Here is a 12,379-nt window from a genome sequence, read left to right as displayed (position 1 = left end):
ACCGAGGAGGGTGCCCGACGTCGCCTGGGCGCCGGGCGTGCGCGTAGCACTCTGCCACAGGTTCACTACGCTTCGCTAATCCAACTGGTGAGCCTGCCGATGTGCTCTCAGTACACCCGCGTCAACAGCTCCAGCACCTCCGCCTCCTCCGGCAACCGGGGCGTGTTCTTCGTCACCGCGTCCGCGACCGCGCCCGCCGCTATCGGCGGGAGCTGGGCGCGGTCGGCGCCCAGCTCGCGCAGGGGCCGCTTGATGTCCAGTGCCCCGGACAGCTCCCGTACCGCCGCGACGGCCGCCCGCGCCCAGTCGCCGTCGGCGGGGGCCGGCACGCGCATCGCCCGCGCCGCCTGCTCGTACGCCTCACGCGCCGTCGGCGCGCTGAACTCCATGACCTCCTCCAGGACGGCGGCGAGGGCGACGCCGTGCGGGGTGCCGGTGTGGGCGGTGAGCGCATGGCCGATGCCGTGGACCAGACCGAGCCCGGACAGGGTCAGGGCCTGGCCGGCGAGATGGGCGCCCATCATCAGCTCGGCGCGCGCGCCGAGATCCGAACCGTCCCGGTGGGCGGCCGGCAGGGCACGGCTGACCATGCCCACCGCTTGGGTGGCGTAGGCCAAAGAGAAGGTGTTCGCGCCGCGCGAGGCCAGCGATTCGATGCCGTGCACGAGCGCGTCGATGCCGGTCGCGGCCGTCGCCGCCGGCGGCAGGCCGAGCGTCAGCTCGGGGTCGAGCAGGGCGATGCGGGGCTTGACGGAGGGGTGGCCGATATACACCTTGCGGCAGGCCGCCGTGTCCTCGATCACGCCGAATCCGTTGGTCTCCGCGCCGGTGCCGGAGGTCGTCGGTACGGCGATCAGCGGCAGTCCGTCGGCCGCCTCCCAGAGGTGGTCGGCGTCGGCGGCGAGCGCGTCCGGATTGCCCACCAGCAGGGATATGCCTTTCGCGGCGTCCAGCACCGATCCGCCGCCGAGCGCGACGACCGCCGCCGGACCGAAGGCACGGGCCCGGACGGCGCCCGCGTCGACGTTCCCGGTGGACGGATTGGGCGCCACCTCGTCGTACACGGTGTGCTCCACGCCCGCCGCGTTCAGGATCTTCAGGACGCGCTCGGCGACACCGGCCGCGCGCAGCCCCCGGTCGGTGACGACGAAGGCGCGGTGGTGACCGGTGTCCGCGATCAGTTCGGGCAGCAGATCGATCCGGCCGGGTCCGAACTCGACACGGCAGACGGTGTCGAGGCTCATGGGGGCGAGGCTGTCGGTCATGGGTTGCGGCTCCCTGGGAGATTTCGGTGGCGTCAGACCGTGACGGTGGCGGCGTCGAGCGCGGCGGCCGGAGACGGCAACCTGAACTCCCGCCCGGCCAGCGTCTCGTAGAGCCGTACCGGGCTCATCTCGCCCGCGAGGTCGCCGTGCTGGGCCTTGGAGCGGCGGTAGATCTGCTCGACCAGCGCCGACAGTTCCGTGGCGACGCCCAGGTCGCGGCCGAGGTCGACGGCGAGGCCGAGGTCCTTGCAGGCCAGGGCCATCGCGAAGGAGTCGTCGTAGTCGCCGTCGGCGAGCACGCACATGATGTCGTTCTCCAGGAAGTTCGACGCGGCGGGCGAGGCGAGCAGGGAGCTGCGCAGCACGCCCAGATCGACGCCCGCCTTGACGCCCATCGCCAGCACCTCGCTGGTGGCGACCAGGTGGCTGAACCACAGCAGGTTGATCATGAGCTTCACGGTGTAGCCGGCACCCAGGGGGCCGACGTGCAGGACGCGGTCCGGGTCACCGAGCGCCTCGAAGACCGGCAGCGCGATCCGGAAGTCGTCGTCGGCGCCGCCCGCGAAGATCTGCAGCGTGCCCGCCTCGGCGCCCCGCGCCATCCCGCTGACCGGCGCGTCCAGCCGGCGTACACCCCGCGCGTCCAGCACCTCGGCTGCCACCCGTTCGGCGGCGGCCGGCGTGGACGTCGACATGTCGATCCACAGCGCGCCCTCGGGCAGGGCCGCGCCGGCCCCGCCGCGCAGCAGCACCTCCTCCACGATGCGCGGGTTGGGCAGCATGGTGATCAGGAACTCGGCGCCCTGGGCGCAGTCGGCGGGCGTGTCCGCCCAGCGTGCGCCGAGTGCGAGATGCTCGGCGGCGGCCTCGGGCCGGGCGTCGTGCACGGTGACCAGATGTCCCGCATGGATGAGATGCCGGGCCATGTGCCGTCCCATGTTGCCCAGGCCGATGAAACCGATCCTCATCAGGTGTCCTCTTGCATATCAGTAGCCGAAGGAAGGGCTCGCCGTTCAGGCGAGGCTGACCCATGTCGTCTTGAGTGCCGTGTACGCGTCCAGCGCGTGCAGGGACTTGTCCCGGCCCGCGCCGGTCGCCTTGAAGCCGCCGAACGGGGTGATGACGTCGCTGGCGTCGAAGGTGTTGATCCACACGGTGCCGGCCCGCAGCCGTCGCGCGGTGCGGTGGGCCACGGTCACGTCCCGGGTCCACACGGAGGCGACGAGCCCGAAGTCGCTCTGGTTCGCGAGCCGTACGCCCTCGTCCACCTCGCCGTCGTACGACACCACGGCCAGCACCGGCCCGAAGATCTCCTCCTGCCCGACGACCGAGGTGTTCGCCACCCCGTCCAGCACCGTCGGCTCGACGTAGCTGCCACCGGTTTCCGTCAGGACCCGCTTGCCGCCGAACAGCACGGTCGCGCCGTCCTGTGTGCCGCGCTCGATGTAGCCGAGGATCTGGGCGAGTTGGGCCTCGTCCACGATCGGTCCCATCACCGTGGCCGGGTCGAGCGGGTCGCCGACGCGGAAGGTGTCGGCGGTGATCCGGCGTACGGCGTCCAGGAGTTGGTCCTTGACGGCGGCGTGCACGACGACCCGTGAGCCCGCGTTGCAGGTCTGGCCGGCGTTGTAGAAGATGCCCCAGGCCACGGCGGAGGCGGCGGCCTCGATGTCGGCGTCGGCCAGGACGAGCTGGGGCGACTTGCCGCCCGCCTCGACGGCGACCTGCTTGCCGTTGGACTCGCCCGCGTACACCTGGAAGAGCCGGGCGACCTCTGCCGAGCCGGTGAAGGCGATCTTGTCGACGTCCGGATGCCGCCCGAGCGCCTGCCCGGCGACCTCGCCCCGCCCGGGGACCACGTTGAACACGCCGTCCGGCAGCCCCGCCTCGGTGGCCAGCGAGGCCAGCCGCAGTGCAGCGAGCGAGGTCTGCTCGGCGGGCTTCAGCACCACGCTGTTGCCGGTGGCGAGCGCCGGGCCCAGCTTCCAACTGGCGATCAGCAGCGCGTAGTTCCATGGCACGACCGCGCCGATGACACCCAGCGGCTCACGGGTGATCAGCGCCAGCGCGTCACCGGGCGTGGGGGCGACCTCGTCGTAGGTCTTGTCGATCGTCTCCGCGTACCAGGCGATCGTCTCCGCCGCCTTGGCCACGTCCACGCGCAGCGACTCGGTGATCGGCTTGCCCATCTCCAGCGTGTCGAGCAGCGCCAGTTCCTCGGCGTTCGCTTCGATCAGCTCCGCCCAGCGCCGCAGGATCCGCTTGCGCTCCTTGGGCGCGAGGTCACGCCAGCGGCCGTCCTCGAAGGCGGCCCGGGCGGACCGTACGGCCCGGTCGACGTCCTCGGCGGAGCCGGCCTGCACTTCGGCCAGCACCCTGCCGTCGCGTGGCGAGACGCTCGGGAAGGAGGCGCCGGAGGTGGCGTCAGTGAAGGCGCCGTCGATGTAGGGGCGGGTGTCGAAGACGAGCTTGTCGGCCGCCGCCCGCCACTCGTCGTAGGAGCGGTTCAGCAGCTCCTCGATGGTGTATGTCACTTCACCCTCCAGCGGTCGATCGCGTCCTCGTCCAGCTCGACGCCCAGTCCGGGCTCGCCCGGCACTTCGAGACAGCCGTCGGCGTCCACCCGGACCGGCTCGGCGAGCATGAAGTCACGACGTTCGGGGGTCCAGCCGGGCGGGTCGTAGGGGAATTCGAAGTAAGGGCCGCCGCCGACGCCCGCCGCCACGTGCAGGTTGGCGAGCACTCCGATGCCGTTGGTCCAGCTGTGCGGGGTGAACTGACGGTGCTTGAGCTGGGCCAGCTCGGCGAGCGTGCGGGCACGGTGCATGCCGATCGCGAGGACGACGTCCATCTGGTAGACGTCCAGCGCGTCCTCCTCCAGGTAGCGCAGCAGCTCGGGGACGGAGTGGTGCATCTCGCCGGCCGCGATGCGCACGCCCGGGTTCTCGGCGCGCAGCCGCTTGAAACCGTCCAGGTCCGCGTACGGCAGCGGCTCCTCGACCCAGAACACGTCCAGTTCGGCGAGCCGGGCGACGATCTTGCGGGTCTTGGCCAGGTCGGAGGCGTTCGCGGTGTCGCCCGCCATCCGCCAGGACTGGTTGAGGTCGACCATGATCTCGAAGTCGTCGCCCAGTTCCTCGCGCACGGCCCGGACCGCCGCGACGCCCTCTTCGACGCGGTTGCGGTCGATGCGGATCTTCATCGCCCGGAACCCGGCCTCGCGCACCTTCAGCGCGGTCGCGACCCGTTCCTCGGGGGACTTCAGCTCACCGGAGGAGGCGTAGGCGGGCAGCTTCTTCGCCGCGTTGCCGAAGAGCTCGGACACCGGGCGGCCGTGCACCTTGCCGATGACGTCCCACAGGGCGGCCTCCAGCGGCCAGTAGGGGGCGCCGTGGAAGCTGGCCGTCTCGATGGCCTTCACATGCCGGGTGATGTCGAGCGGGTCCTCGCCGACGAACAGGTGCCTGTAGGCGTCGAAGCCGTCCATGAGGTCGCCTGAGCCGATGCCGGTGATCCCCTCGTCGGTGTGCACCCGCACGATCGTGGCGTCGAAGTGGCCGCGCGGCACCGGGTCCCAGGCCGCGCGGAACGGCGGGTCCAGCTCCAGGCGCAGCCGGTCGAGCGTGATGTCGGTGATCTTCACCGGGCGAGCACCTCCGCGGTGGGCGTGTAGAACGGGTTCGCCGGACCCTCCTTGGCGGCGTCCAGCACGTCGGCCACCCCGGGCGTGCCGGTCACCGCGGCCCGGACGGCGCCGTGCGCCGCCGCGCGCTGGTTGCGGAAGGAGGCGTCGAGGTCGTCGACGCCGGGGTTGACCCAGACGGCCGCGATGATCAGCAGCTCGTCGGCCTCCCCGGCCGGGATCAGCCCCTGCGTGACCGCGTCCAGCACGCCCTGCGCCAGGCCCGCCTGGGCGCTGCCCCAGGTGGCCCGCTCGTGCAGCTCGCCCGTGGCGGCGGCCTTGGTGACGAACAGGGTCGCCGGCTTGACCGGCACCGAGGGCCGTACGACGGTCATGAACGGCACATGGCCGGCGCTCGGCGTGGCCAGCGCGGTCGCCCAGGCCGTCTCGACCGGGCCGCCCTTGCGGCCGATCACGACGTTGGTGTGCGCGGCGTTCACGCCGTCGCCGACGAACGACTCGCCGATGAGCGCGGTCGCGGCGAAAGAATCCGGGGAAGGCATCGGAACTCCAGGACCTTCGGTGGCAGGGTTCGACGGGCGAACCAGGACGCGAACGGGCCGGAGCGAACGAACCTCGCATTCGGTGCGGTTCCTCCGGCCCGATGCGGCGAATCTAGGTCCGCCACCCAGCGTCGGCAAGGCGCGCCAGGGAATCGAAATGCCGGTTGCTCTCCGGACAACTCGACCCCTGACCTGGAGGTTCTCAGCTGCTTCGGGGTGCCTAGGATGGCGCCGTGACGGACACCCCCACCGCGCGCGGGCACGGTCTGCGCCGGGACATCGACCTGCTGGAAGCCCTCGCCTCCGACGAGGCGCAGCACGCCGGAGGCCTCGGCGTGGTCCGGCTGGCCCAGCTCGTCGGCCGGGAGAAGACCCAGATCTCCCGCGCCCTGAAGGCCCTGGCCGCCGAGGGCATCGTCGAACGCGACCCGGACACCCTGGAGTACCGCCTGGGCTGGCGGCTGTACTCCCTGGTCGCCCGCACCTCCGAGAGCCGCCTGGTACGCGTCGCCGAGCCGGTCATGCACACCCTGTCAGCCGACCTGGAGGAGACCAGTCACCTCTGTGTCCTCCACGACCGCGAGGTGCTCACCCTGCTGTCGGTCTCCGGGCACTCCTTCCGCGTCCACGGCTGGGAGGGCCGCGGGGTGCCCGCCTGGCAGCTGTCCGCCGGCCGGGTCCTGTTGGCCGACGCCACCCCGGACGAGCTGTACGTCCGCTTCGGCACGGCGAGCGAGATGCCGGTGCCCGAGCTGTGGTCGCTGATCCAGGAGGCCAGACGGCGCGGGTACGCCCGCGTCAGCGAGGAGTTCGAGGCGGACCTGGTCGGTGTGTCCGCGCCGGTCCGGGACTTCCGCGGCCGGGTCGTCGCCGCGCTGAACATCTCCGCGCCCAAGTCCCGCCTCGGCGACCGGCTCGACGAGGCCGGTCGGACCACGGCCCGGGCGGCGGCCCGGGTGTCCACGCTGCTCGGCTGGGAACCGCGCCTCGCGGGCCCGCCCGGGAAGAAGTCCCTGTGATCCGCGGGTTGCCCTCACAGCAACACCCGTTGCGATCCGGATGAGTGGCCTTGTCGGCCGTATGACGCGCTCGTAAATTCACCGCGCATCGGACGGAACCCCGTCCGGGACGGAGGAAAAGAGCAGCTCATGAACCTCGCCGGCATCGACGCCCTCGCCAAGGCCCCGCTCGCCGACGGTGATGTGTTCCTCGGCGGCCGCTGGCTCCCGGCCGCCGACGGCCGGACCTACCCGGTCTACGACCCGGCCACCGGCGAACCGGTGCGCCGGGTCTCCGACGCCGGCCCCGAGGACGCCCGCGCGGCACTCGCCACGGCCGAGGAGGCGGCGGCCGGCTGGCGGGCCACCCCGCCCCGGGTCCGCTCGGAGATCCTGCACGACACCTTCCGGCTGATGCGCGAGTACCGCGACACGCTCGCCGACCTGATCGTCCTGGAGAACGGCAAGGCCCGCCGGGACGCGCTCGCCGAGGTCGGTTACGCGGCCGAGTTCTTCCGCTGGTTCGCCGAGGAGGCCGTCCGTATCGGCTCCTCCTTCGGCGACGCGCCGGGCGGCGGCTTCCGGCACGTCGTCCGCCGGCACCCGGTCGGCGTCACCGCCTTCGTCACCCCGTGGAACTTCCCGGCCGCCATGGCCACCCGCAAGATCGCCCCGGCCCTCGCGGCCGGCTGCCCGGTGCTGCTCAAGCCCGCCCCCGAGACCCCGCTCACCGCGCTCGCGGTGGCCGCCCTGCTCGCCGCGGCCGGACTGCCCGACGGCGTGCTGAACGTCCTGCCCACCGACCGCGCCCCCCAGGTCGTCTCCGCCTGGCTCGGCGACGAACGGGTCCGCAAGTTCTCCTTCACCGGCTCCACCTCCACCGGCAGGAAGCTGCTGGAGCAGGCCGCCGCGAACGTCGTCAACGTGACCATGGAACTCGGCGGCAACGCACCCTTCGTCGTCTGCGCGGACGCCGACGTCGACGCCGCCGTGCGCGGCGCGATGGACGCCAAGATGCGCGGCGGCGGCGAGGTCTGCGTCGCCGCCAACCGGTTCTACGTCCATGAAGCCGTCGCCGCCGAGTTCACCGAGAAGTTCGGCGCCGCCATGGCCGCGGTCCACACCGGTCCCGGCCACCAGGAGGGCGTCACCCTCGGCCCGATGATCAACCGCGCCGCGGTCGACCGGATCAGCTGCCTCGTCGACGACGCGCTCGCCCGCGGCGGCCGGATCGCGGCGCGGGGCACGGCGCCGTCAGGTCCCGGCTTCTACCACCCCGCGATGGTCCTCGCCGACGTGCCCGACGACGCCCGCGTCTTCCACGAGGAGATCTTCGGTCCCCTCGCCCCGCTCACCACCTTCACCGACGAGGACGAGGTGGTGGCCCGGGCCAACGCCACCGTCCACGGCCTCGCCGCCTACGTCTACTCCCGCGATGTCGGCCGCGCCCTGCGCCTCGCCGAGCGCCTGGAGGCCGGCATGGTCGGCCTCAACCGGGGCCTGTTGTCCGACCCGGCCGCGCCCTTCGGCGGCGTCAAGCAGTCCGGCCTGGGCCGGGAGGGCGGCCGCGAGGGCATCGAGGCGTTCCTGGAGACCCAGTACATCGCGCTGGACTGGCCCCCCACCGACTGATCCCTCCCGCCGTCCCCTTACCCTTCCCCGACAAAGGACCGCTCATGGCAACGACGCCTGCGACTGAACACCAGTTCGGCACACCTGAAGTCTCCCCGTCCCCGGAGCTGCTGCGCGAACGCCGCCGTCTGCACACCAAGCTGAAGCTGGCCACCCAGATCGGCGAGGGCATCGACGGGTACATCATCGGCGGCGTCGGCATGGCGATGGGCGCCCTGACCACCGATCTGCATCTGTCCACGGTGATGGAGGGCCTGGTCGGCGCCTCCCCGCTGATCGGCATTTTCTTCGGCGGCCCGCTCTTCGGCCGCCTCGCCGACCGCTACGGCAGACGCCCGGTCTTCCTCGTGGACATGCTGATCTTCCTGATCGGCTCGGTCCTCCAGTTCTTCGTCAGCGACGGACTCCAGCTCTTCCTCATCCGCCTGGTGATGGGCATCGCCATCGGCGGCGAGTACGCCATCGGCGCCCCGCTGCTCTCCGAGTACGCCCCCCGCAAGGGCCGCGGCCGGCTCCTGGCCAGCCTGGAGATCAGCTGGTACGTCGGCTACGCGCTCGCCACCGTCGTCGGCGCCCTCTTCGCCGACGTCCACGGCGGCTGGCGCTGGACCCTCGCCAGCAGCGCGGTCATCGCCCTGGTGTGCGTGGCGCTGCGCGGCGGCGTCCCGGAGTCGGCGCGCTGGCTGCTCAGCAAGGGCCGCCGCGAGGAGGCCGAGACCCTGATCAGCAAGTACGGCATCGAGATCGACGTCACCGCCGAACTCGACGAGACGGCACGGGCCGGGCACCAGGGATTCCGGGCCCTGTTCAGCCGCGAGCACCTGCGCAGCACGGTCTTCGCGAGCGTCTTCTGGGCCGCGCTGGTGCTGCCGTACTTCTCCATCGGCACCTTCTGGACCCAGGTCTTCGACGCCCTGAACATGGGCGACAACGCGGTCGCCGCGCTGCTCGTCTACTCCTTCACCGCGGTCGCCGGTGTCACCGCGGGCTGCCTAGTCGTCGACCGCATCGGCCGCCGCAAGCTGCTGATCCCGCCGTTCTGGATCACCGCCGGCGCGCTCGCCGTGGTCGCGGTGTGGCCCACGTCCACGCCGGTCATCGTCGGCGGCTTCCTGTTCTTCATCTTCCTCAACGCCGCGTCCAGCGCCCTGACCGCCGTCTACCCGCTGGAGGTCTTCCCGACCTCCCTGCGCGCCACCGGCGTCGGCTTCGCCACCGCGATGAGCCGGGTCGGCGCCGCCATCGGCACCTTCCTGCTCCCGATGGGCCTGGAACACTTCGGCGCCCGGTTCGTGCTGTTCGTGGGCGCCGCCGTCCTCGCCGTAGGGGCCCTGGTCTCCCAGTTCCTGGCCCCGGAGACGACGGATCTGGACCTGGCGAGGGCGGCACGGACGACGGCGCCCTGAAAGGGGCGCGCGGGGTAAAGCCCCAAAGGGGTGCGGGGAACTGCGCGACCAGCCACACCGGACCCGCAGAGGCCGGACGGCAGACGGCGGTTCCCGGCACCCCTTGTGTGCGGCCCTAGCGATTGACGGCCCGCATCCCCGCCTCGTCGTACCGCTCACCCGCCGCCTCGGGCAGCTCCGCGTCGATGCGGGCCAGGTCCTCCTTGGCCAGCTCGATGCCGACCGCGGCGGCGTTCTGCTCCAGGTAGGTGCGCCGCTTGGTGCCCGGGATCGGCACCAGGTCCTCGCCCTGGGCCAGCACCCAGGCGATGGCCAGCTGGGCCGGCGTGACGTCCTTCTCGGCGGCGATCTCCTTCACCTTGGCCGCCAGCCGCAGGTTCGCCTGCAGGTTGGCGTCCGTGAAGCGTGGGTTGTTGCGCCGGAAGTCGTTCTCGTCCAGCTCGTCCGGGGAGGTGAAGCGGCCGGCGAGGAAGCCGCGGCCGAGCGGGGAGTACGGCACGAAGCCGATGCCGAGCTCCCTGCAGGCCGGCAGCACCTCGGCCTCCACGTCCCGCGTCCACAGCGAGTACTCGCTCTGCACGGCGGTGATCGGATGCACGGCGTGCGCCCGCCGGATGGTCTCCGCGCTCGCCTCGCTCAGCCCGATGTGCCGCACCTTGCCCTCGGCGACCAGCTCGCCCAGCGCGCCGACCGTCTCCTCGATGGGCACGTTCGGGTCTACCCGGTGCTGGTAGTACAGGTCGATGTGGTCGGTGCCCAGCCGCTGCAGCGATCCGTGGATCGAGCTGCGCACGTGCTCCGCGGAGCCGTCCTGCCGGCCGATCGTGCTCATGTCGCCGGGTACGGCGTCGTCCATCCGGTAGTTGAACTTGGTCGCGATCACGTACTCGTCGCGGTGCCCCCGGATCGCCTCGCCGACCAGCGACTCGTTGGTCAGCGGGCCGTACACCTGCGCGGTGTCGAGGAAGTCGATCCCCAGTTCGAGGGCCCGCCGGATGGTGGCGACGCCCTCTTCTTGGTCGGCGGAGCCGTAGAAGGCGGACATCCCCATGCATCCGAGGCCGATGGCCGATACCTGGAGGTCCCGCAGACTGCGCTTCTGCATGTGATGTACCAGCCTTTCCTGCACACTCGATCGTCGTCCCGTACGGCACACGGGTGCGAGCCCTCGCTTGCCGTACGTCTGCGACGCTACGAGTTGGAGCGCTCTCCAAGTCAAGCAACGCTCCGGTGCGGACCAGGAATCCGACCTGACCGGCAGCTCGTGCCGGCTGTCCCGTAAGAGAGTTCGTGATCGAAGAAGAAAGGTTCCGCGCTCGTTCCACGAACCCGGCGGCCGTACCCGCGCGCCACGCCGAGCCGTTCGAGGGGCCTGTAGGGGAGGACGGATCCGAGGGGGTGCAGGTTGCCTCCCGGTGCCCGGATTCCCCCGCTCGGGACCTGTGGGTCTTCCCACACCCCTGTCCCTCCGTAAAGGATCTTGACGCCCGCCTCCCGGCTCGCTGAACTGGCACCGATCGGGTCTCACCACCACAGAGGCCCACACCGGGGGAGGGACCGGGCGCATGTCGGAACGACAACTGCGCAACCAGCAGGTGATCGACGAGCTCCGGACCGCGGACGGCGCCGTCGGCGGCGACTTCACGGGCGTACCGCTGCGACCGACGGCGCGGAGCGTGAGCGGCTGTGGACGCGACAGCCGGAACGCACGCCCCGCTTCGCCGGATTCCAGGACCGCGCCGGACGCCGTGTCCCCGTGATCGCACTCGGCAGAACCGAAAGAGGCACCGGCGGCTGAAGGCTCGGGCGCGGCGACCTGGAAATGCCGGGATCGGGATGAAGGGGGCTATGGACATGACGGGGGAGTCGAAGGCGATGGGCTGCCGTGCCTCATGACGACTGAAGCGCGCGTCGAGTGGTGCCGCGCACTGCTCGCACGGCTGGTCCGGTTCACGGTGCGCACGCTGCGGGGCGAGTGGCACGCCATCGTCGTCGAACCGGTGCGGCGGCTCACGCGGCGCGGAGTGCCGGGGCTGCTGCTGGCGTTCGTCGCCGCGTTAGGCGTCATCTTCTTCCACGCGATCGCCCAGCATCCGCTCGGCGCGTTGTGGGTGACGCGGCTCGGCGGCGTCCGGGCGGACCTGCCGCTGTGGCTGTCGCTGCTGCGCACGCCCGTGTCGCTGTACGTCCCGGCGCTCGATCTGCCGGTGTGGGCGGGCATCACCCAGCTGTTCCTCGCCTTCGCCTGGGCCGAACTGGCCCTGGGCCGGGCCCGTACGCTGGCGATCTCCTACGCCACCACCCTGGCCGGCACGCTCACCGCCCGCGTGATGATCGCGATGGGCCCCGGCTGGTGGGGCTTCGGACTGCCGCACGCGTACGGGCAGGTGCTCGACACCGGCCCCTCCGCGGCCGTCGTCGGCCTGTTCACCTATCTCTCGGTGGTCGAACGCGCGCCCGTGGTGTTCACCCTGACCGGCGGCTCGATGGTGTGGGAGTCCATCGCCGTCCCCAACCTGGCCGGCCGCGAGCACCTGATCGCGGTGGCCTCGGCGATCGTCCTCGGCCTGCTGCACGGCCGCCGCGCACGGCTGCGGTCCCGTCTGCGCTCCCTGCTGCCCGTCCAAGGCGGCGGTTCCGCGCCCACGGTGCCACCCGTGATTCCGGTGTCCGTGCTGCCCCGGTCCGTGCCCGCGCAGGCGAACGCCGAGCGGTCGAAGGACACGGCCATGACGTCCCTGGACTGCTGATCCCAGCGCCCGTGCCTGTGGCGCCGCCCACCCCGTCAATGTGATGGTTTTCGCACGTCGACACGCGCGGCCACCCCCTAAGGTGGCCCGCGAGGTACGGCAGGGCGTGGCTGACACCATGGTGTTCGTCGCCGGCAGGCAGC

Annotated in this window: 11 protein-coding genes; 5 read left to right on the top strand and 6 right to left on the bottom strand. The window is 71.7% G+C overall.

All coding sequences use genetic code 11. The features are described from left to right. Positions 1-107: 107 nt before the first annotated feature. Genes AB0M27_RS34980 through fae form a run of 5 tightly spaced genes read right to left on the bottom strand, consistent with a single transcriptional unit; the run spans position 108 to position 5,450 of the window. A complete protein-coding gene (locus AB0M27_RS34980) occupies positions 108-1,265 on the bottom strand; it encodes an iron-containing alcohol dehydrogenase (RefSeq protein ID WP_365727901.1) in 1,158 nt (385 codons plus the stop codon). A gap of 32 nt (positions 1,266-1,297) precedes the next feature. Beyond that, positions 1,298-2,233 carry an NAD(P)-dependent oxidoreductase gene (locus tag AB0M27_RS34975; protein ID WP_365727900.1) on the bottom strand — a complete coding sequence of 312 codons (936 nt, stop codon included), beginning with the start codon at positions 2,231-2,233 and terminating at the stop codon, positions 1,298-1,300. 45 nt (positions 2,234-2,278) lie between these two features. Then, on the bottom strand, positions 2,279-3,799 hold the full coding sequence (locus AB0M27_RS34970; protein ID WP_365727897.1) for an aldehyde dehydrogenase: 1,521 nt from the start codon (positions 3,797-3,799) through the stop codon (positions 2,279-2,281). After that, the gene (locus tag AB0M27_RS34965; RefSeq protein ID WP_365727895.1) at positions 3,796-4,908 is read right to left on the bottom strand and encodes a mandelate racemase/muconate lactonizing enzyme family protein; all 1,113 of its coding nucleotides are present in this window, start codon (positions 4,906-4,908) and stop codon (positions 3,796-3,798) included. Before AB0M27_RS34965 ends, AB0M27_RS34970 begins: the two co-directional genes overlap by 4 nt. Further along, positions 4,905-5,450, bottom strand: a complete 546-nt coding sequence (gene fae, locus AB0M27_RS34960; protein WP_365727893.1) for a formaldehyde-activating enzyme — start codon at positions 5,448-5,450, stop codon at positions 4,905-4,907. The genes AB0M27_RS34965 and fae overlap by 4 nt, the downstream gene beginning before the upstream one ends. Positions 5,451-5,683: 233 nt before the next feature. Here fae and AB0M27_RS34955 point away from each other — a divergent pair, with 233 nt between their 5' ends. The 3 genes from AB0M27_RS34955 to AB0M27_RS34945 all read left to right on the top strand — a co-directional run bounded on the left by AB0M27_RS34955 (position 5,684) and on the right by AB0M27_RS34945 (position 9,486). Beyond that, entirely contained in the window at positions 5,684-6,469 is a 786-nt protein-coding gene (locus tag AB0M27_RS34955) for an IclR family transcriptional regulator (protein ID WP_365727891.1), read from the top strand. A gap of 129 nt (positions 6,470-6,598) precedes the next feature. Next, complete coding sequence (locus tag AB0M27_RS34950; RefSeq protein ID WP_365727885.1) at positions 6,599-8,080, top strand: NAD-dependent succinate-semialdehyde dehydrogenase; 1,482 nt, start codon at positions 6,599-6,601, stop codon at positions 8,078-8,080. A gap of 44 nt (positions 8,081-8,124) precedes the next feature. Further along, positions 8,125-9,486, top strand: a complete 1,362-nt coding sequence (locus AB0M27_RS34945; RefSeq protein WP_365727883.1) for an MFS transporter — start codon at positions 8,125-8,127, stop codon at positions 9,484-9,486. A 115-nt stretch (positions 9,487-9,601) separates the two neighbouring features. On the opposite strand, the gene AB0M27_RS34940 is transcribed toward AB0M27_RS34945, so the two are convergent. After that, positions 9,602-10,591 (bottom strand): aldo/keto reductase, encoded by a 990-nt coding sequence (locus AB0M27_RS34940; RefSeq protein ID WP_365727881.1) that lies wholly within the window; start codon positions 10,589-10,591, stop codon positions 9,602-9,604. 460 nt (positions 10,592-11,051) lie between these two features. On the opposite strand from AB0M27_RS34940, the gene AB0M27_RS34935 reads away from it, so the two are divergent. Together AB0M27_RS34935 and AB0M27_RS34930 are read left to right on the top strand one after the other, a co-directional pair. Further along, positions 11,052-11,246, top strand: a complete 195-nt coding sequence (locus AB0M27_RS34935) for a hypothetical protein (RefSeq protein WP_365727880.1) — start codon at positions 11,052-11,054, stop codon at positions 11,244-11,246. Between the two features lie 132 nt (positions 11,247-11,378). Beyond that, positions 11,379-12,236 (top strand): hypothetical protein, encoded by an 858-nt coding sequence (locus tag AB0M27_RS34930; RefSeq protein WP_365727878.1) that lies wholly within the window; start codon positions 11,379-11,381, stop codon positions 12,234-12,236. Positions 12,237-12,379 lie beyond the last annotated feature (143 nt).

Origin of the sequence: Streptomyces sp. NPDC052107 (assembly GCF_040680215.1) — a bacterium.
In the GTDB taxonomy this organism is placed as follows: domain Bacteria; phylum Actinomycetota; class Actinomycetes; order Streptomycetales; family Streptomycetaceae; genus Streptomyces.
Note: the sequence above shows the minus strand (reverse complement) of the source record. Positions and strands in the feature narration are given on the sequence as shown.